The sequence below is a fragment of the Aureimonas sp. D3 genome (genome assembly GCF_001463805.1).
GTDB classification, from domain to species: Bacteria; Pseudomonadota; Alphaproteobacteria; order Rhizobiales; family Rhizobiaceae; genus Aureimonas; species Aureimonas ureilytica_A.
The window spans coordinates 117,485-135,949 of record NZ_BBWM01000002.1 but is presented as its reverse complement, the minus strand read 5'-3'; the positions used below and the strand labels follow the sequence as shown (position 1 = coordinate 135,949).

Below are 18,465 nucleotides of genomic sequence, written 5' to 3'. Positions count from 1 at the left end.
CGTTGCTCGCCCGCCACAAGCGTGACGAGGACGTGTCACCCAAGCCTCACTGTGTCCTTTCTGCAATTGCGCATCGCGGCCTCGTGAAACATCTTAGGGACAGAAAGAGCGGGGGACGACCCGAGTTTTCTGAAGGGTATGGGGCAGGGAAGGCTGTCCTTCGAAGCACAAGCCCAACCCTATCTCATAACTTGACTGGAGGTCAGGACATGAACATCAAGAGCCTTCTTCTCGGCTCCGCAGCGGCCTTCGTGGCCATCACCGGTGCTCGCGCGGCTGACGCTGTCGTCGTCGCTGAGCCTGAGCCGGTCGACTACGTCCGCGTTTGCGACGTCTACGGCAAGGGCTTCTACTACATCCCCGGCACCGAGACCTGCCTCAGCATCGGCGGTTACGTCCGCTTCCAGTACAATGTTGCGGGCGATCCGGCTCGCAACCTGGAAGGCGACGACTACCAGGCCGGTAGCTCGGTCCGCGCCCGTCTGAACTTCGACGCTCGCGAAGAGACCGAACTCGGCACCCTGCGCGCCTTCGCTCGCGTCCAGGCCCAGAACAACACCATTTCGCAGCCCGATTCCGCGCTCGGCGCGAGCTACGTGATGGACCAGGCTTACGTCCAGCTCGGCGGCCTGCTCGTCGGTTACCGCGACTCGCTCTGGACCTCGGGCGTCGGCGGTCTGGAAGACGGCCTGCTGACCGACACCGACCTCGTCGTCGGTGACATCAACACCAACCAGATCTCGTACACCTTCGCGGCGAACGGCTTCTCGGCCACGCTCGGCCTCGAAGACGACCGCACCGGCGACATCGTTCCCGACGTCCATGCCAAGCTGGTCTACTCGGGCGCCTGGGGCGGTGCTTACCTCTCGGCCGTCTATGACGAGACCTACAACCAGAATGATTTGCCGGGCACAGTCACAATCAATGGTGTGAACGTTTCGCTCGCCGGCAACTACCCGTTCTCTGCGTCGGGCTATCCGACACTGCTGCAGGACGGCAACAACGACGCCTTCGCTCTGAAGGGCGGCGTGCTCCTGAAGAACCTCATCGCTCCCGAGTCGCAGCTGAAGATCGAGGGTCACTACGCCTTCGATCCGACGATCTACGCCGCTCTGACGGGCATCGACACGGTCAGCACCCTCTCGAACTCGCAGTTCACCAACGCTGGCATTCCGCTCGTTCTTGAATGGGCCGCTGGTGCTGGCTACGCGCAGGCGTTCGGCAAGCTCGGCATCGCGGTCTCCGGCCAGTACGGCAAGACCTTTGACGCGCGGCTGTTCAACACCCGCACGGGTCTGACCACGGTTCGTGACGGCGAGTACTGGGCGGCTGTGGCCAACGTCGGCTACCAGATCACCAACAACTTCGCGACGCTCGGCGAAGTCTCCTACAAGAACGTCGATTTCGGCGGTCCGGTCGGCGACCTCGACCAGGTCTCGGGCTTCATCCGCCTGCAGCGCGACTTCTAATCCGATCGAAAGATGGGATGGCGAAAGGCCCGGCGAAAGCCGGGCCTTTTGGCGTTTTGACATAGCCATCACGGATCGGGCGAAACGGCAGGCCTCCGCAGCGTTCCCTCTGAAGAACCAACCATCCGATCTGCTTCGTGCGACGCCATCGGCGCTTTTGGCGGATAGGCGGCGCCCCGCCGGAGCTGCCACACGAACGTCCGCCTCGCGTTCGAAGCGGGGGAGGGGACCCGTGCGACCATGCGTCTGGTGTCGCGACAGCGCACCGCGCCCTTCGGTCTTTGCCGGAAGAGGATCGTTGCGGGTCGAGGGGACGATCCGGTACCGTTAGATCGTCAGACGTGGCACAAAAAAGCCGGGTCCGAGCTTTCGCCCGTCCCGGCTGAACAGAAGCGGCCTTTTTGGGAAGAGTCAGTCTTCCAACAGGATCGTGTCGCCGACTTCGATGCCGAAGCCCGTGAGGCCGACATAGTCCCGCTCCTTGGACGACATGACGCCGATGGAGAGGACGCCGAGATCACGCAGGATCTGCGCGCCGACGCCGACTTCGCGCCAGCGCTGGGTGCGGGCCCGTGCGCTCGCATGTTTCTCGCCATCGGCAACGCCCGCCGCGTTGGGTTCGATCCGCGCGTCCGATTCCGTCTCGAACTCGTCCACATTGGCGGTGCGCAGGAGCATCAGAATGCCGTGGCCCTCGCGGCGAATGGGCTCCAGGGCCGCGTCGACCCAGGATTTGCGACCCGTGCCGCGCGAAAACAGATCGACCACGGGCTGTTCGCGGTGAATGCGGGTCGGAACGTTCCGCTCACCCCGCACGTCGCCGAACACCACCACGACATGTTGAATCGTGTCGAACGGCGTCTGATAGATCTTCACGCGGCCCTTGAGCCCGCCGATCGTCATGTCCTCCTCACGCACGCTGGTCACGAAGCTTTCGCGCCGGATGCGGTAGGAAATGAGATCCTCGATCGAGACGATGCGAAGATTGTGCTCCTTGGCGAAGACCAGCAACTCGGGCAGGCGCTTGACCGTGCCGTCGTCGTTCACGACCTCCGCCAGAATGCCGGCCGGGGCAAGGCCGGCCAGCTTGGCGAGATCGACGCCGGCTTCCGTATGGCCCGAGCGGGTGAGAACACCGCCTTCGCGCGCGATCAGCGGGAACATGTGGCCGGGACGGATGAAGTCGCTGCCGACGGCGTTGTCATTGACGAGGGCGCGGGCCGTGTTGGCGCGCTCCTCGCCCGAGATGCCCGTCGTCATGCCGACCTTGTAGTCCACCGACACGGTGAAGGCCGTGCGCATCGGATCGAGATTGTTGGCGACCATCGGCGGCAGGTTGAGCTGGGCCGCTCGCTCGCCGGTCATGGGAACGCAGAGAATGCCGCTCGTGTGGCGGATCATGAAGGCCATCTTCTCGGGCGTCGCCTTGGCGGCCGCCATGATCAGATCGCCTTCGTTCTCGCGATCCGTGTCATCGACCACCACGACGAGTTCGCCCGCCGCGATGGCCTTGATGGCGTCTTCGATTCGATCCAGCTGCATGGCGACATCCTCCTGTTGCCTCGGCATTAAGCCGAGGCGGGGGCGCGATCAACCGGAACGGTGTGTTCGATACTTCGTGACAGCGACAGGGCCGCTATCCGCGACCCCGATAGCTTGGCGCGCCTTGGTCGGGCAGGAAAATGCCGACGGGCGGAGCGCCCGTCTGCCAGAACACGTCGATCGGGATGCCGCCGCGCGGATACCAATAGCCGCCGATTCGAAGCCAGAGCGGCTGGGTCGCTTCCACGATGCGCTGCCCGATCATGACCGTGCAGTCCTCGTGGAAGGCGCCGTGGTTGCGGAAGCTGGTGAGAAACAGCTTCAGCGACTTGGATTCCACCAGTCGCGCATCGGGAACATAGTCGATCACGATATGCGCGAAATCCGGCTGGCCCGTCACCGGGCACAGCGAGGTGAATTCAGGGCAGGTGAAACGCACGACGGCGGCCGGGTCGGTCCGCCTCGCGAAGGGCACCGTTTCGAGAACGGCCTCTTCGGGGCTGGCGGCGGGGCGCGTGTCTCGGCCGAGCTGGGTCAGCTCTGTGGTCAAGGTGTGGTTCCTTCAACAGGAAGATGGGAGCAGAAGCTCGACAGCGATTGGACATGGCAGGCGACGTCTTCCCAGCCGTGGTAGATCATGCGGAGCGCCACGAAGAAGATGACGGCCAGGCCGATCCAGGCGATCCAGCGGTACTTATGGAGAAGATTGGCGATCAATGTGGCGGCCGCGCCCATGAGCACGACAGAAATCAGAAGGCCGATCACCAGAACGGTCAGATGGTCGCGCGCCGCGCCGGCGACCGCCAGAACATTGTCGAGCGACATGGAAACGTCGGCGATGATGATCTGGAACAGGGCCTGACCGAAGGTCTTGTGCGTCTTGCCCGCTTCCGCGATCGCATTGGCCTCGTCTTCCGCACTCGCGCTCTCGCGGATTTCGCGGAACATCTTCCAGCAGACCCAGAGCAAGAGGATGCCGCCGGCCAGCGTCAGGCCGATGATCGCCAGAAGCTGCACGGCGACCAGCGCGAAAAGAATGCGCAGGACCACCGCGCCGGCGATGCCGAGGAAGATCACCTTCCTGCGGATGGCGGGATCGACGCCCGCTGCCGCAAGGCCAACCACGACGGCATTGTCGCCCGCCAGCACGATGTCGATGAAGAGCACCTGAAGAAGTGCTGCCAGTTCGGCGGAGAGAAAGTCGCTCACGAGACCTGCTTATGGTTTGGGAAGAATCTACATGGGTCTTCGTTCAGTTCTGCGTGAAAGTCGATGACAAATTTGCCAGCCCCGCGTGACGTCGGCTTTGCCACCAAGCTGTTATGACGTTGATCTGACGGGACGGGCACGGGCATAACTTCGCTCACGCAAAGGCGAGCCCCTGTTATGATAACGAACTCGTGAAGACGAGCTTGTTCTCCTGCACTGTCTCTTACCGCTGGAGGTTTGATCTTGGCCGAAAGTTTCCGAACCATTTCCCTGCTGGCGTGGCGGGATGGGGGCTTCGTGCCCATGGAGCGTGCGGTCCCCGCCGAGAGCGCGGTGGCGATCTCGGTGAATGGCTCGACCCATGCAGTGATGATGGCGACGCCGGCCGATCTTCGCGAGTTCGCGTTCGGACTGGCGCTGAACGAGCGGATCATCTCACGCATAGAAGATGTCGAAAGCCTCGACATCGAACCTGTCGAGGGCGGCTACGATTGCCGGCTCTGGCTGGCGCCGGCGCTTGCGGTCCGCTATGTCGCGCGCCGCCGCCTGATGACGGGGCCGGTCGGCTGCGGCCTGTGCGGTGCGGAAAGTCTGGAGCAGGCCCGACCCGGGCTTGTCCCCTTGGCCGACCGATTGCGGATCGAGCCTGCCGCGATCGTGCGCGCCATGGCGCAGATGAGCGCGGGGCAGGTACTGGGCGCGCGCACCCGTGCCGTTCACGCAGCGGCCTTCGCCAATGCGGAGGGCGAGGTTCAGGTGGTGCGCGAGGATGTCGGGCGTCACAACGCCTTGGACAAGGTGGCCGGTTGGCTCGCCCTCGAAGGGCGGCGCTCCGATGACGGCTTTCTCGTCATGACCAGCCGCGTCTCGCTCGAGCTGATTCAGAAGGCCGTCGCGATGCGATGCGAGCTTCTGGCCGCCGTTTCGGCGCCGACCGAGCTGGCCCTGCAAAGCGCGACGGAGGCCGGGCTGACGCTCGTGGTGGTGGTGCGGGGCGAAACGTTCGAAATCGCGACCCGCCCGGAGCGGATCGCGGGGGCGCCGTCCTTATGACGCCTTGGCAGCCAGTGCGCCGGGTTGGGCGGGGCGGATCAGGTCCGTCATGGAGCGCAGAAGCCGAGCCAGTTCGGGCTCCACCACGGCGGCGGCCGCGTCTTCCGTGCTGAACCATTGCCGCCGACGCTCTTGCGCCTCGGGCCAGCGCGAGGCGAGCTTGCTCACCTCCATGGGATAGACCTTCACGCGGCAGGACACGACGTCGCCATTGCGCAGGGTCTTGGGGTAGCGATAGGTGCCAGCTGCCTTTTTGGCGATATGGCCTTCCACGCCGGCTTCTTCGAAAGCCTCCTGCGCGGCGGCCTGATGGGGCAGCTTCGACTTCATCGGCCAGCCCTTGGGAATGACCCAGCGGCCGGTCTCGCGCGAGGTGACCAGAAGAACGCGCAGGCCGGATTCAGCATCGTTCGAATAGGCGAGGGCGCCGATCTGCTTGCGGTCTTTCATATGTGGCAGTCCTGATCTTCTAACGCTCAATGAACGCATATTCTAACTGTCCGAAGCTGGAAGGCGGACCATTATAATGTTGGCCGCGCTCCGATCGGGGTGACATGAAACAGGCTGCCGGGTCGTGCTCCAAAATGGGAAGCGCGACGGATGACGCCAAAGGCGCCCATCTAAGGCGTTGCCGTCTTTGTGAAAAAGACTCGGCGCATCGAGATGCGCTTGAGGTCTCTTATATAAGGATAGGTTCTGCCGTTTTGCAAACGATCGCGCGTGAATCAACATTCGCATGGATCAGCGCGCTTCACGCCGAGCGCCGATCTATGGCCTTTGGACCCATTCGCTGGCCATCTGTTGAACGCCCATTCAATGCCGGCAGGCTGGCTTTCTCGACGGGCTGTCCCAACTTTCCTTCCAACAGGTGATGGGCCCTTTGCCGCGTGGACGCATCCACCGCTCGCTGGCTCGACGATGGAAGGAGAAGGCCTGATGTCAAACATTCGCTATGAAGTGGTCGAGCACGATGGCGGCTGGGCCTACAAGGTGGGCGATGTATTCTCGGAAACGTTCCGCTCGCATGACGCTGCGCTGGCCGCCGCGCGCGACGCTTCTGCGCGTCAGGAACTGGCGGGCGAAACGGAAGGCATCGTCTATCAGGACCGCGAAGGCGCTTGGCACGAGGAGGTCGCGCGCGGCGACGATCGGCCTCACGCCGAAGTGGTCGACGCCGACTGAGACGGGTTGTCGAGGATATGCGGTATGACCGGACCCGGTTCGGTCTTACCCTGCATCGAAAAAGGCTGGTGCGGCGTCTTCTCCCAGCGATGGGGCGCTCGCACGAGCTGCACGATGGCCCGCATCCCGGCAAAGCTCACCATCGCCCAGTAGAACCAGAGCGACCAGAGCTGCGAGAGATGATGGCGCTGCGCGCGGGGCGTGACGCGATGGGCAAGGGCACCGAAGGCGGCATAGGCCAGAAGCAGGTTGCTGACGTCCAGAAACACCAGCGTGCCGAAGCTGAGGGGAAAATCCCCGCCCATGGCGACGGTGACGACCGCGCTCGTCAGGTGCAACCCGAAGACGAGATGCAGAAGGCTCGAGGCGATCATGCCGCCGAACACGAGCTGGAAGGCCAGGAGATTGCGCCAGCCGATCTCGCGCAGCAGACGGCGGGGCTCGCGCATATGGACCAGCCACGTCTGGATCCAGCCCTTGATCCAGCGGGTGCGCTGGTTGCGCCAGTCGCGCCAGCAGGAGGTCGCGGACTCCGAAGTCGGCGCATGGATGATGCCGGTGCGATAGCCCGCGCGGGCGAGCCTGATGCCGAGATCGGCGTCTTCCGCGACATTGTGACTGTCCCAACCGCCGAGTTCCAGAAGAACCTCGCGCCGGAAATGGTTGGACGTGCCGCCGAGCGGCAGCGGCAGATCGTGGGCGGCCAGCCAAGGCAGCGTCGCCTTGAACAGGACGTCGTATTCCATGGCAAACAAGGTCTCGAACCAGCCTTCTCCCGCATTGCGGATCGAAAGCGGCGCCTGGAGACAGGCGAGATCATCGGAGCTTCGGCGAAAGCTCTCGAAGGCAGCGCGCAGCTGCTGGGGCGCGGGGCGATCCTCGGCGTCGTAAAGCACGAGGAATTCTCCCTGCGCGAGGGGGAGGGTGAAGTTCAGCGCCTTGGGTTTGGTCAGGGGATCGCTGCGCGGCGTCGCGATCACGAAGAAATTCGGTTCGTTCTCGATGGCGCGCTCGACGGCGTGAACCGTCTCGGGGTCCGACGCCTCGCAGACGAAGAACACTTCCAGACGCGAGCGCGGCCAGTCGAGGGCGGCCATGGCGCGCACGACGGACGGTGCCATGGCGGCCTCCCGGTGCAGCGCGACCAGCACCGAATAGAGCGGCAGGGTCTCGTCCTGCGACAGGCGCGGAGCCACCGGCGCGGCACGCTCCTCGCTTCGCATGTCCAGCGGCAGCGTCTCGGACAGAACGGCGATGCGGAAGGTCGTCAGCACCAGCGCGCAGAGGCTGCACAGAAGATGCGTGCCGAACCAGAACCAAGGGAGAGTGGCCCAGGCGAGACCAAAGCCTATGAGGAGAAGCGTCAGGACTGCCGCCTGCGCGCCTGTCATCACCTCCCGCGCGGACAGGCGGCGCTGGTCGGCCGAGAGGCTGAGACGGGCGCGGTCGGATCGCTCCTTCTGCGTGAACTCGGCCCGCGCTCGCGCCATGTCGCTGCGCGTCGTAATGCGCAGCCGCGCGCGGTCGGCCCCCAGCGCAGCGATGCTGCGGGCCAGGGAGCCAAGCCCGTCCAAAGCTGGGCAGATGTGGAAGCGCGCTTCGAAGCCCGAGCCGCAGCCTTTAAGATGGCGTGGTCCGCTGAGCCATGCGCCATGCGCGTCGCGTAGCACGGTAACGCCGGGCTCAATCGGCTCCACCGGAATGCCGAGTGTGCGCGACAGCGCTTCGGCGAGTTGCGCCGCCGTCAGAGTGCGGCGGGCGACGAGCTCTTCCTCGATGCTTGATCCGACCCGGCGCGCGGCGAGGGCGGCGGCCTCGAAGGTTGGGGCGTCGATTCCGGCGTGAGCGAGGAATGCAGCGAGCAGCTGCCTCTGGAGATCCTGCTGCGAGGCGTCCTCTCCCGCCTCGTCGAGGATCACACCACGCGGCTTGCCGAGGCCCCCGGATGCGCCATAGAAGAAGGGTCGGCGCATCTGGAACTCGATACGATCCCGATCCACGGACCCTACAACCGACACGCGCCAACCCCACAAGGACACCATCCCATGGTTTCGCAATGATGCGCGCGAGGAAACCAACCTGCGGGAGAGTGCCCGCTTTTCTGCGCCGGCTATGCGTTCTTCTGGTTGCATCTTTTGGCATGGCAACGCCGGTATGGGCGCAAGTCGTGCAGACGCCGAACTTCCACGACCAGGCGCAGCGCGCGCCTGAGCCCGATCTCTCCGCCCGCACGCGCATCCGATTCCTCACCTCGGTCGATTATCCCCCGTTCAACTTCCTGGATGGCCGAGGGCAACTCGCCGGCTTCCATGTCGATCTCGCCCGCGCCATCTGTGAGGAACTGAACGTCACCGCGATCTGCCAGATCGAGGCGCGTCCCTTTGCCGATCTGGCCGGCGCGCTGGAATCGGGGGAGGGAGACGCGGTGATCGCCGGCCTCGCCATCACGGCCGACAATCGCGCGCGCTTCGCCTTCACTCAGCCCTTCTTCCGCTACCCTGCGCGGCTTGCGGTTCCCAAGGGCTCGGACCTCGGCGGCCCCCTGGCTCTCGGATTGCCGGATGTGGAGGTCGGCGTCGTGGCGAACGGCGCTCATGCGGCTATGCTGCAATCCTTCTTCCCGAAGGCCCGCGCCGTCCCGTTCGAATCGGCGGAGAAGGCGCAGGAGGCTCTGCGTGCGGGCCGCGTGAAGGCACTGTTCGGAGACGGCGTGGCGTTGTCCTTCTGGCTCGGCAGCGAAGCCGCGGCGGGGTGCTGCGAATTTCTGGGTGGCCCCTATCTGTCCGATCGGTTTCTGGGCGAAGGTCTGGCGATCGCCGTGCGCGCCGACGACCCTCAACTGGCCGCGGCCTTCGACTATGCCATCGGGCGCATCGTAAGGGAGGGCGGCCTGTCCGAACTCCTGCTGCGCTACTTCCCGATCAGCGCCTTCTGATGCCTCTTTGTTGACGAAGCGCCCGGCCACCCCATAGACCGAACCTCACGAGACGCCGGGCGCGCGGGACGCGCCGCCCACCAGCCCCAAGGAACTTGAGCGAATGTCCGACGCCGCGCGGCCTTCCGTCTTCCACGACGCCACGATTCGTACGGAGGGCCTGACCTCCAATGCCTGGCCCTTCGAGGAAGCGCGCAAGATCGTGAAGCGCCTGGAGCGCACGGGCAAGACGGAGGCCCTGTTCGAGACGGGCTACGGTCCCTCGGGTCTGCCTCATATCGGCACGTTCGGCGAAGTGGCGCGCACGACCATGGTGCGCAACGCCTTCCGCGTCCTGACCGACGACGCGGTGCCGACGCGCCTCATCTGCTTCTCCGACGACATGGACGGGATGCGCAAGATCCCGGAAAACGTGCCCGACCGCGCCGCGCTGGAGCCCTATCTCCAGAAGCCGCTGACCGACGTGCCGAACCCGTTCGGGGGCGAGGGCGAAAGCTTTGCCGAGCACAACAATGCCATGCTCCGCCGCTTTCTCGATACGTTCGGCTTCGAATACGAGTTCGCGAGCGCGACGGATTACTATCGTTCGGGCCGTTTCGATGAGGTCCTGCTGCGCGCGGCCGAGCGCTATGAGGACATCATGGGCGTGATGCTGCCGACGCTCGGGACTGAGCGTCAGGCGACCTACAGCCCGTTCCTTCCGATCTCGCCCAAGACCGGCCGGGTGCTCTATGTGCCGATGAAGCATGTCGATGCCAAGGCGGGCACCGTCACCTTCCTCGACGAGGATGGCAGCGAGACGACCCTGCCGGTGACCGGCGGCGCGGTGAAGCTTCAGTGGAAGCCGGATTTCGGCATGCGCTGGGCCGCGCTCGGCGTCGATTTCGAGATGTTCGGCAAGGATCACCAGACCAATGCCGGCGTCTATGACAAGATCTGCGAAATCCTGGGCGGCGAAGCGCCTGAGCATTTCGTCTACGAACTCTTCCTCGACGCCGAAGGCGCCAAGATTTCCAAGTCCAAGGGCAATGGCCTGTCGATCGAGGAATGGCTGACCTATGCTTCGCCTGAGAGCCTTGGGCTCTACATGTTCAACAAGCCGCGCGCGGCCAAGCGCCTGCATTTCGACGTGATCCCGAAGGCGGTGGAGGATTACTACGCCTTCGCCAGCGCCTTCGATCGGCAGGACGCGAAGTCCCGCCTTCAGAACCCGGTCTTCCATATTCACGCGGGCGAGCCTCCGGTGAAGGGGATCGCGGTGCCCTTCGCGCTGCTTCTGAACCTCGTCTCGGCCTCCAACGCATCGGACGCGAAGACCCTTTGGGGCTTCATCTCGCGCTATGCGCCGGGCGTCACCGCCGAGACCGACCCTGAGCTCGACCGGCTCGTGACCTATGCGCTGCGCTATTTCGAGGATTTCGTGCGGCCGACCAAGCGCTTCCGCGCACCGGATGGGGTGGAGCGCGCCGCTCTCGAAACGCTGGAGCAGAAGCTGGCGGCGCTGGCGCCCGACGCCGATGCCGGCGCGATCCAGGACGCGGTGCTCGACGTCGCTCGCCCCATCGAGCGCTATCAGGACGCCAAGAAGAAAGGCCCCGACGGCGGCCCCGGCGTTTCGCTCGAATGGTTCTCGGCGCTCTATCAGATCCTGATCGGCCAGGAGCGCGGGCCGCGCTTCGGCTCCTTCGTCGCGCTGTACGGCATTGAGGAAACGCGCAAGCTGATCCGCGAGGCGCTGGAAGGCCGGCTTCAGCCGCTCGCCTGAAGGGGGTTGCCGGCGCGGTCGCTTGGGCGCGCGCCGGTTACTGCAAGGCGCCCTGCTGCGTGATCTCGAACTGCCAGATGCCGCGACCCGCCTTGCGCGCCTGATCGGCGCTGGTGGCATAGCGGCTGCCAGGCTCGGCATTCGCCCAGCCATTGCGCACCAGCCATTCGCCCACATCCTCTTCTCCCAGCCGGCAGGCGGTGGGAGCCTCGGGAGATGTGGCCTCGGCGGGGTCGCAGGAGAGCGTGCGACCCCGCAGCCAGGCACGGAACTCCGTGCGAGCCCGGACGCCGCAGGGCCATGATCGCGGTCCGTCGGCGCAGCGCGCGTCCGGCGCGATGGGCTCGACCCCGGCAATATGGATCGTGTTTTCGCCGGAGCGGATCGTGCCGCTGTCGATCGCGATGGGGAAGGGGTAGCGACGCGTTCCCTCCGTGTCGGCTTCGGCTTTCTGCTCGGCAACCGGCGTAGCGCCGGCTTCGGCGGCTGCGGTTTCTCCCTCCGCCACCGCATCTGGCGCGGAAGCCGCTGCCGGCACCTCGGCAACCACGGGCTCGGCCGCGCCGGATGTGACCGCCGGCAGGCGCTGGAGCGGGCCGGACAGTTCGACCGCGACGGGGCCGATCGTTCGGACCGGGCCGACTATGCTTTCAGGCGTGCCTTCGTGGGCTGACGTCGTCTCGCTGATCTTCGTTACGGGCGCGACGGGCCGAATGTCCGCGATGTCCTCCCGCCGTTTCACCGGACCCAGCGCATGGTTGGGCAGAAGCAGCACCCAAGCCAGAAGAAGCGCGCAAAGCCCCAGCGCGATTCGAAAGGATTGCATGGCCATTCCCCGGTTTGCCGAAGACCTCAATTAGCGTGCCTTCACCCGTTTGGAATAAGCAAGGTCCCGCTTACTGGCTGGCCCAGAGAATGCGCGCGATCCATTCGATGTCGGCGGCGGCGAACTGACGGTCGGGGAAGTCCGGGTTCACGGAGGCGAGTTCCACCGTCTTGGCCGTGCGCCTTTGCAGGATCTTGACCATGACTTCGCCATCCCGCGTCTTGGCGACGACGCGGTCGCCCCGGCGAACGGAGGCGGTGGGCGAGACAATCACCACATCGCCCTCCCGGTAGAGCGGCATCATCGACTGGCCCGACACTTCCAGCGCGTAGAGCGTTCCGTCCTGGCCCGGCAGTTCGATCTCGTCCCAGCCTTGGCCGACCGGAAAGCCCGCATCGTCGAAGAAGCCGCCGACGCCCGCTTCCGCAAAGCCGAGCAGCGGAACCGACAGCGGCGCGCGCACCGGCACGCTCGCGGGCGACAGGCCGCTGCCGAGAAAGGCCGAGAACTCGGAAAAGGATACGCCCGTCGCCTCGATGATCTTCGAGATCGATTCCGTCGAGGGCCAGCGCGGCCGTCCGTCGCTGGCAAAGCGCTTGGAGCGGTTGAAAGTCGTGGGGTCGAGCCCGGCCTTGCGGGCGAGGCCCGAGGCGGTCAGCTTGTACTTGGCGGCCAGAAGGTCGATCGCCGTCCAGATGCGCTCGTGGGAAAACATGCGGATCGTCCCGAAGGTCGGTGCGGCTGGAGAAAGGAAGCAAGGAATATTATCCTTGAGATTTCCCTTCTTTACGGGGCGCGGTGGAGCGTGTCGAGACCTAGAAGTGATGGTATGCGGGCTTTTCCACGCGCTTTGCGCGCGGATCGTCGCAATCCATCGGACACGAGTTTCCCACAGGCTTGTCGGGAACCGCCCGGCGAAATGTGGCATTTTAGGGAGTTGGCGGGTGCAAGTCAGGCCCGCGCTTCGGGGAGACGACAATGCCTGCGCCGGGTTTGCGCTTTGCACCCAACACAAGCGAGGAAACACGCCACCGCGCCAGCGAGCCGGGGCGCGGGCGCGACGCGAGCGGACCGCTCGGCATTCCCTGGAAGGGCTGGAAGGACATTTCCTGGCGGCTCTGGTACTCGTTCTTCGAGGATCGGGTGATGCTGATCGCGGCGGGCGCGACCTTCTATCTCCTGCTCGCGCTGTTTCCCGCGCTGGCTGTCTTCGTGTCCTTCTACGGCATCGTGGCGGATCCCAAGACCATTGCCGATCATATCGCCTATATCGGCCAGTTCCTGCCGCGCGCGGGCACCGAAATCCTCACCTCGCAGCTCGAATATCTCGTGACGCGCGATCCCGCCTCGCTCTCGATCGGCTTCGTTTCGGGCCTTCTGTTCTCGCTGTGGAGCGCCAACAATGGCGTGAAGACTCTGTTCGAGGCGATGAACGTCGCCTATGGCGAGCAGGAAATGCGCTCCTTCCTGAAGCTCAATGCGGTCGCCTTTCTGTTCACCATGGGCGCGGTCTTCATCGGCATCGTCATGTTCGTCTCGGTCGGCGTGGTGCCGATCATCATGAACCTAATCGGCGCGGAAAGCTTGACCGACGAACTCGTGGCCGCCGCGCGCTGGCCGATCGTCTTTGCCCTCGCGGTCGGCGGCATCAGCATGGTCTATCGCTATGGGCCGAGCCGGGCGCGGGCGCGCTGGAAATGGGTCTTCTTCGGTGCGACGCTCACCGCCGCCATCTGGCTGGCCGCCTCCATGGGCTTCTCCTGGTATCTTCAGAACTTCGCCAATTACGGCGCGACCTATGGCTCCCTCGGCGCGGTGGTCGGCTTCATGATGTGGGTCTGGCTGTCTTCGACCATCTTCATCATCGGCGCGGAGATCAACGCCGAGATGGAACATCAGACCGCGATCGACACGACGGACGAACCCGAAAAGCCGCTCGGTGCGCGCGGTGCGCGGGTGGCCGATACGATCGGCCGCAGCCTCGCGCGCGAAAAGCGCGCGGGATGATTTCCCGCCTGTTTCGATAAGGAATGGGGCGGCCCGATGCGAGCCGCCCTTTTCTGGTGGATCAGGCGGCCTGAGCCTCGCCGCCGAAGCGGGAATAGAAGCTTTCGCCTCGCTCGGCCATCTCCCGCAGAAGCGGCGTCGGGCGGAAGCGCTCGCCATGCTTGGCTTCGAGCTTCTCGCACAGCGCCACGAAGGCCTTCACGCCCATCCCGTCGATATAGGAGATGGTGCCGCCCGTGTAAGGCGCGTAGCCGAAGCCCAGAATCGAGCCGACATCGGCTTCGCGCGGGTCGGTCACGACGCCTTCTTCCATGGTGCGGGCCGCTTCCAGCGCCATGGTCACGAGGAAGCGCTGCTTGAGTTCGGCGAAGTCCACCGCATCCGGGGCCTGCTGCGGGAACTTCTCTTTCAGTCCGGCCCAGAGATGCTTCTTGGCGGGCTTTTCCGGGTAGTCGTAGAAGCCCTTGCCCGCCTTGCGGCCGAGGCGGCCGTCTTCGGTCACCATCGCGTCGATCAGCTGGAAATGGCGCGGGTCGATGGCATCTTCGCCCTCGTCGCGCATGGTCGCCTTCATGATGCGATGGCTGAGATCGACGGCGGTCTCGTCGTTCAGCGCCAGCGGGCCGACCGGCATCCCGGCGAATTTCGCGGCATTCTCGATCATGGCCGGCGGCACGCCTTCCACCAGCATGTCGTAGGCTTCCGTCATGTAGCGCAGGACGCAGCGATTGGCGAAGAAGCCGCGCGTGTCGTTGACGACGATGGGAGTCTTCTTGATGGCGCGCACGAAGTCGAGCGCCGTCGCCAGGGCCTCGTCGCCCGTTTCCTTGCCGAGAATGATCTCGGTCAGCATCATCTTGTCGACCGGCGAGAAGAAATGGATGCCGATGAAACGTGTCGCCTCAGGGAAGGCGTCGGCGAGGCTGGTGATGGGCAGGGTGGAGGTGTTGGAGGCGAAGATCGCGTCGGGTTTCATGGCCTCGGCGGCCTTGCGCGTCACCTCGCCCTTGACCGCGCGATCCTCGAACACCGCTTCGATCACGAGATCGGCGTCCGCCAGCGCCGCATAGTCGGGCGTTGCGTTGATGCGCGAGAGAACCGCTTCGGCCTCGGCCGGCTTGGCGCGGCCCTTCTTGACGAGGCCGTCCATCAGCGAGGCGGAATGGGCCTTGCCCTTGTCGGCGGCGGCCTGATCCCTGTCGATCAGCACCACATCGAGCCCGGCTTTCGCCGCGACATAGGCGATGCCCGCGCCCATGAAGCCGGCGCCCAGAATGCCGACGCGCTGGGGCGTGCGATCGGGCACGCCGGCCGGGCGACGCGCGCCCTTGTTCAGCGCCTGCATGGAGACGAAGAGCGAGCGGATCATCATCGCCGCTTCGGTGGTCTGGAGCACTTCCGCGAAATAGCGCTGCTCGACCTTGAGCGCCTGATCGATAGGCAGGAGCAGGCCTTCATAGACGCATTTCACGATGGCGCGCGCGCCGGGGTAATTGTCGGCGGTTTCTTTGCGATAGAGCGATGCGACGGCCGGCCAGACCTGTGCGCCCGCTGGAGAGTAGACGGCGCCGGAGGGCAGCTTGAAGCCCTTCTCGTCCCACGCCTTCACCGGCTTCAGCCCGGCGCGCAGCATCTCCTTGGCCTTTTCGACCAGCTGATCGGCCGGCACGACCTCGTCGATCAGCTTCATCGACTTGGCCTTGGCGGCCGATAGCGTTTCGCCCTTGAGCAGCATCTGGAGGGCAGACTGGGTGTCGGTGAGGCGAGGCACGCGCTGCGTGCCGCCGGCACCGGGGAAGATGCCGACCTTGACTTCCGGCAGGCCCATCTTGGCGCTGTCGGCGGCGACGCGGCCATGGCAGGCGAGGGCCAGTTCGAAGCCGCCGCCCATGCAGGTGCCGTTGATCGCCGCGACATAGGGCTTGCCGGAGGTTTCCAGCTTGCGCCAGATGCGCCCCATCTCGCCGCAGCGCTGGAAGAGTTCCGCGACGGCGGCCTGCTTATCTTCGGCACGCTTGGCCTCGAACGTATCGAACATGCCGCGCAGCATCTTGAGATCGGCGCCACCGGTGAAGGAGCCCGCCTTGCCGGAGGTGAGGACGACGCCCTTCACGCTTTCATCACTGGCGAAGGCGTCCGCCATGGCCTCGATCTCGCCCAACACCTCTTCGGTGAAGACGTTCATCGAGCGATCCGGCATGTCCCAGGTGACGGTGACGAGACCGTCTTCGTTCGGGCCGAGGGAGAAGTTCTTGTAGGTCATACCAGCTTCCCGAAAAGGATGATTCAAGACAAACGGTGATTTAATTTTGGGGGCCGGCTAAGCGCAAGCCGGCACAACTTCAGACTTTGCTAAGAGGCCGACAGTTAAGTTGTCGCCGTGAAGCGAGCAGTAAAGGGACGTCGAATGAGCGGCGGATGCGAGGGATGCCGTTCGGGCGAAGCGCTGGACTTCGACTTCTCGATGGCTTTTCAACCGATCTTCGACGTGCGCGAGTCGCGCGTCTGGGGCTATGAGGCGCTGATCCGGGGCCTTGCGGGCGAGGGAGCCTACAGCATCCTGTCCCAGGTCAACGACACACAGAAATATCGCTTCGACCAACTCTGCCGTACCAAGGCGATCGAACTGGCGGCCCGCTTGTTTCCTCGAGGCGAGAACCTTCGCCTGTCGATCAACTTCCTGCCCAATGCTGTCTACGAGCCCGCTGCCTGCCTGCGCGCCACGCTTCTGGCCGCCCATCGCCACGCCTTCCCGCTGAACGCGCTGATGTTCGAGTTCACCGAGAGCGAGGAGATCGTCGATACCGGCCATCTCCAGCGCATCCTCGCCGAATATCGCCGGCAGGGCTTCGTGACCGCGCTGGACGATTTCGGCGCCGGCTATGCAGGGCTCGGGCTTCTGGTCGATTTCCAGCCGGACCTGATCAAGCTCGACATGAAGCTTCTGCGCGGCATCGATACGAGCTACCCCCGGCAGGTGGTCGTGGCCACCATCGCCGCTGCCGCGCGCGCCCTTGACATCGAGGTTCTGGCCGAGGGCGTGGAGACGGAGGCCGAGTTCACCATTCTCCAGACGGCCGGCATCCATCTCTTCCAGGGCTATTACTTCGCCCGCCCCGCCTTTGAAGCGCTGCCCCAGCTCAACCTGCGCAGCGCCCATGACATGGCCGCACAACTCGGCGTGCAGGTCTGCTGAGAACTTGCCTGTCGGTGGAAGGCGAGGGGAGCCCATGGCCTCCTTGCCTCACACGCGCTCGATGACGGTGGCCGTGCCCATGCCCGCGCCGATGCAGAGCGTGACGAGCGCGGTCTGCTTGTCCTGACGCTCCAGCTCGTCCAGCACCGTGCCCAGAATCATCGCGCCCGTCGCGCCGAGCGGATGACCCATGGCGATGGCCCCGCCATTCACGTTCATGATTGCCGGATCGATCTCGAAGGCCTGGCAATAGCGCAGAACGACCGCCGCGAAGGCCTCGTTCAACTCGAACAGATCGATGTCGGAGAGCGCCATGCCGGAGCGCTCTAGGAGCTTCTTCGTCACGTCCACCGGCCCGGTCAGCATCAAGGCGGGGTCGGAGCCGATATTGGCGAAGGTGCGGATGCGCGCGCGGGGCTTCAGCCCAAGCGTTTCGCCCGCGCGTTTGGAGCCCAGAAGCACCGCGCCCGCCCCGTCCACGATGCCCGACGAATTGCCGGCATGGTGGACATGATCGACGCTTTCGAGTTCGGGATGGGCCTGAATGGCGACCGCGTCATACCCGCCCATTTCGCCATGCGCGGCGAAGGAGGCGTTGAGGCTGCCCAGCGACTGCATGTCGGTGGACGGGCGCATATGCTCGTCGCGATCGAGGATCACGAGTCCGTTCTGATCGCGCACGGGGATGACGGACTTGGCGAAGCGCCCATCGGCCCAGGCTTGCGCCGCGCGGCGCTGCGATTCCACGGCATAGGCATCCACGTCGTCCCGGCTGAAGCCGTATTTGGTGGCGATCAGATCGGCCGAGATGCCCTGCGGCATGAAATAGGCGGGGATGCCGACGGACGGGTCCATGATCCAGGCGCCGCCCGACATGCCCATGCCGACGCGCGACATGGACTCGACGCCGCCCGCGATCACGATGTCGTCCGAACCGAAGGCGATCTTGGACGCGCCGAAATTGACCGCGTCGAGACCCGAGGCGCAGAAGCGCGAAATCTGCATGCCGGGCGCGGCGAAATCATAGCCCGCCTCGAAGGCGGCGGCCTTGGGGATCACCGAGCCGGCTTCGCCCACCGGATCGACGCAGCCGAAGATGATGTCGTCCACCTTGGCCGTGTCGAGCCCGTTGCGATCGCGCAGCGACTCCAGAACGCGGGCGGCAAGGCGCACGGCCGGCACCTCGTGCAGCGAGCCGTCTTTCTTGCCCCGGCCGCGCGGCGTGCGAACATGATCGTAGATATAGGCTTCAGACATGTCGGGCTCTTTCCGATCGCGGAA

Annotated in this window: 16 protein-coding genes; 7 read left to right on the top strand and 9 right to left on the bottom strand. The window is 64.9% G+C overall.

All coding sequences use genetic code 11. The annotated features are described in order from the left end of the window. Window positions 1–209: 209 nt before the first annotated feature. Window positions 210–1,469, top strand: coding sequence for a porin (locus tag AUL36_RS00790; protein ID WP_062216943.1), 1,260 nt, complete (start codon window positions 210–212; stop codon window positions 1,467–1,469). A 411-nt stretch (window positions 1,470–1,880) separates the two neighbouring features. On the opposite strand, the gene ribB is transcribed toward AUL36_RS00790, so the two are convergent. The 3 genes from ribB to AUL36_RS00775 all read right to left on the bottom strand — a co-directional run bounded on the left by ribB (window position 1,881) and on the right by AUL36_RS00775 (window position 4,220). After that, a complete protein-coding gene (gene ribB, locus AUL36_RS00785; protein WP_062216933.1) occupies window positions 1,881–3,011 on the bottom strand; it encodes a 3,4-dihydroxy-2-butanone-4-phosphate synthase in 1,131 nt (376 codons plus the stop codon). A gap of 94 nt (window positions 3,012–3,105) precedes the next feature. Beyond that, window positions 3,106–3,561 (bottom strand): preQ(1) synthase, encoded by a 456-nt coding sequence (gene queF / locus AUL36_RS00780; protein ID WP_062216930.1) that lies wholly within the window; start codon window positions 3,559–3,561, stop codon window positions 3,106–3,108. Next, window positions 3,558–4,220: a TerC family protein gene (locus AUL36_RS00775; protein WP_058634370.1), complete on the bottom strand. Its 663-nt coding sequence runs from the start codon at window positions 4,218–4,220 to the stop codon at window positions 3,558–3,560. Before AUL36_RS00775 ends, queF begins: the two co-directional genes overlap by 4 nt. Before the next feature lie 303 nt (window positions 4,221–4,523). Between AUL36_RS00775 and fdhD the strand changes: the two genes are divergently transcribed. After that, complete coding sequence (gene fdhD / locus AUL36_RS00770) at window positions 4,524–5,273, top strand: formate dehydrogenase accessory sulfurtransferase FdhD (RefSeq protein ID WP_062217169.1); 750 nt, start codon at window positions 4,524–4,526, stop codon at window positions 5,271–5,273. Here fdhD and AUL36_RS00765 read toward each other — a convergent pair. After that, window positions 5,268–5,723 (bottom strand): NUDIX hydrolase, encoded by a 456-nt coding sequence (locus AUL36_RS00765; protein WP_058600682.1) that lies wholly within the window; start codon window positions 5,721–5,723, stop codon window positions 5,268–5,270. The two genes, fdhD and AUL36_RS00765, sit on opposite strands and share 6 nt — an antisense overlap. A 486-nt stretch (window positions 5,724–6,209) precedes the next feature. On the opposite strand from AUL36_RS00765, the gene AUL36_RS00760 reads away from it, so the two are divergent. After that, window positions 6,210–6,455, top strand: coding sequence for a DUF2188 domain-containing protein (locus tag AUL36_RS00760; RefSeq protein ID WP_058600681.1), 246 nt, complete (start codon window positions 6,210–6,212; stop codon window positions 6,453–6,455). On the opposite strand, the gene AUL36_RS00755 is transcribed toward AUL36_RS00760, so the two are convergent. Next, window positions 6,428–8,428, bottom strand: coding sequence for a glycosyltransferase family 2 protein (locus tag AUL36_RS00755; protein ID WP_192843756.1), 2,001 nt, complete (start codon window positions 8,426–8,428; stop codon window positions 6,428–6,430). The two genes, AUL36_RS00760 and AUL36_RS00755, sit on opposite strands and share 28 nt — an antisense overlap. A 194-nt stretch (window positions 8,429–8,622) precedes the next feature. Here AUL36_RS00755 and AUL36_RS00750 point away from each other — a divergent pair, with 194 nt between their 5' ends. Both AUL36_RS00750 and AUL36_RS00745 read left to right on the top strand, forming a co-directional pair. Next, a complete protein-coding gene (locus tag AUL36_RS00750; protein WP_244493406.1) occupies window positions 8,623–9,390 on the top strand; it encodes a transporter substrate-binding domain-containing protein in 768 nt (255 codons plus the stop codon). 103 nt (window positions 9,391–9,493) lie between these two features. Then, window positions 9,494–11,155, top strand: coding sequence for a lysine--tRNA ligase (locus AUL36_RS00745; protein ID WP_244496992.1), 1,662 nt, complete (start codon window positions 9,494–9,496; stop codon window positions 11,153–11,155). Window positions 11,156–11,192: 37 nt separating this feature from the next. Here AUL36_RS00745 and AUL36_RS00740 read toward each other — a convergent pair whose 3' ends face one another. Together AUL36_RS00740 and AUL36_RS00735 are read right to left on the bottom strand one after the other, a co-directional pair. Beyond that, on the bottom strand, window positions 11,193–11,981 hold the full coding sequence (locus AUL36_RS00740; protein WP_156418212.1) for a thermonuclease family protein: 789 nt from the start codon (window positions 11,979–11,981) through the stop codon (window positions 11,193–11,195). A 70-nt stretch (window positions 11,982–12,051) separates the two neighbouring features. After that, window positions 12,052–12,696, bottom strand: a complete 645-nt coding sequence (locus tag AUL36_RS00735; RefSeq protein WP_058600677.1) for a S24 family peptidase — start codon at window positions 12,694–12,696, stop codon at window positions 12,052–12,054. 263 nt (window positions 12,697–12,959) lie between these two features. Between AUL36_RS00735 and AUL36_RS00730 the strand changes: the two genes are divergently transcribed. Further along, window positions 12,960–13,988 carry a YihY/virulence factor BrkB family protein gene (locus AUL36_RS00730; RefSeq protein WP_062216917.1) on the top strand — a complete coding sequence of 343 codons (1,029 nt, stop codon included), beginning with the start codon at window positions 12,960–12,962 and terminating at the stop codon, window positions 13,986–13,988. 61 nt (window positions 13,989–14,049) lie between these two features. Here the strand turns inward: AUL36_RS00730 and AUL36_RS00725 are convergent, their stop codons facing one another. Then, window positions 14,050–16,251 carry an FAD-dependent oxidoreductase gene (locus AUL36_RS00725; protein WP_062216915.1) on the bottom strand — a complete coding sequence of 734 codons (2,202 nt, stop codon included), beginning with the start codon at window positions 16,249–16,251 and terminating at the stop codon, window positions 14,050–14,052. 144 nt (window positions 16,252–16,395) lie between these two features. On the opposite strand from AUL36_RS00725, the gene AUL36_RS00720 reads away from it, so the two are divergent. After that, on the top strand, window positions 16,396–17,184 hold the full coding sequence (locus tag AUL36_RS00720) for an EAL domain-containing protein (RefSeq protein WP_062216912.1): 789 nt from the start codon (window positions 16,396–16,398) through the stop codon (window positions 17,182–17,184). 48 nt (window positions 17,185–17,232) lie between these two features. Here AUL36_RS00720 and AUL36_RS00715 read toward each other — a convergent pair whose 3' ends face one another. Next, on the bottom strand, window positions 17,233–18,441 hold the full coding sequence (locus AUL36_RS00715) for an acetyl-CoA C-acetyltransferase (protein WP_062216909.1): 1,209 nt from the start codon (window positions 18,439–18,441) through the stop codon (window positions 17,233–17,235). Window positions 18,442–18,465: the final 24 nt, after the last annotated feature.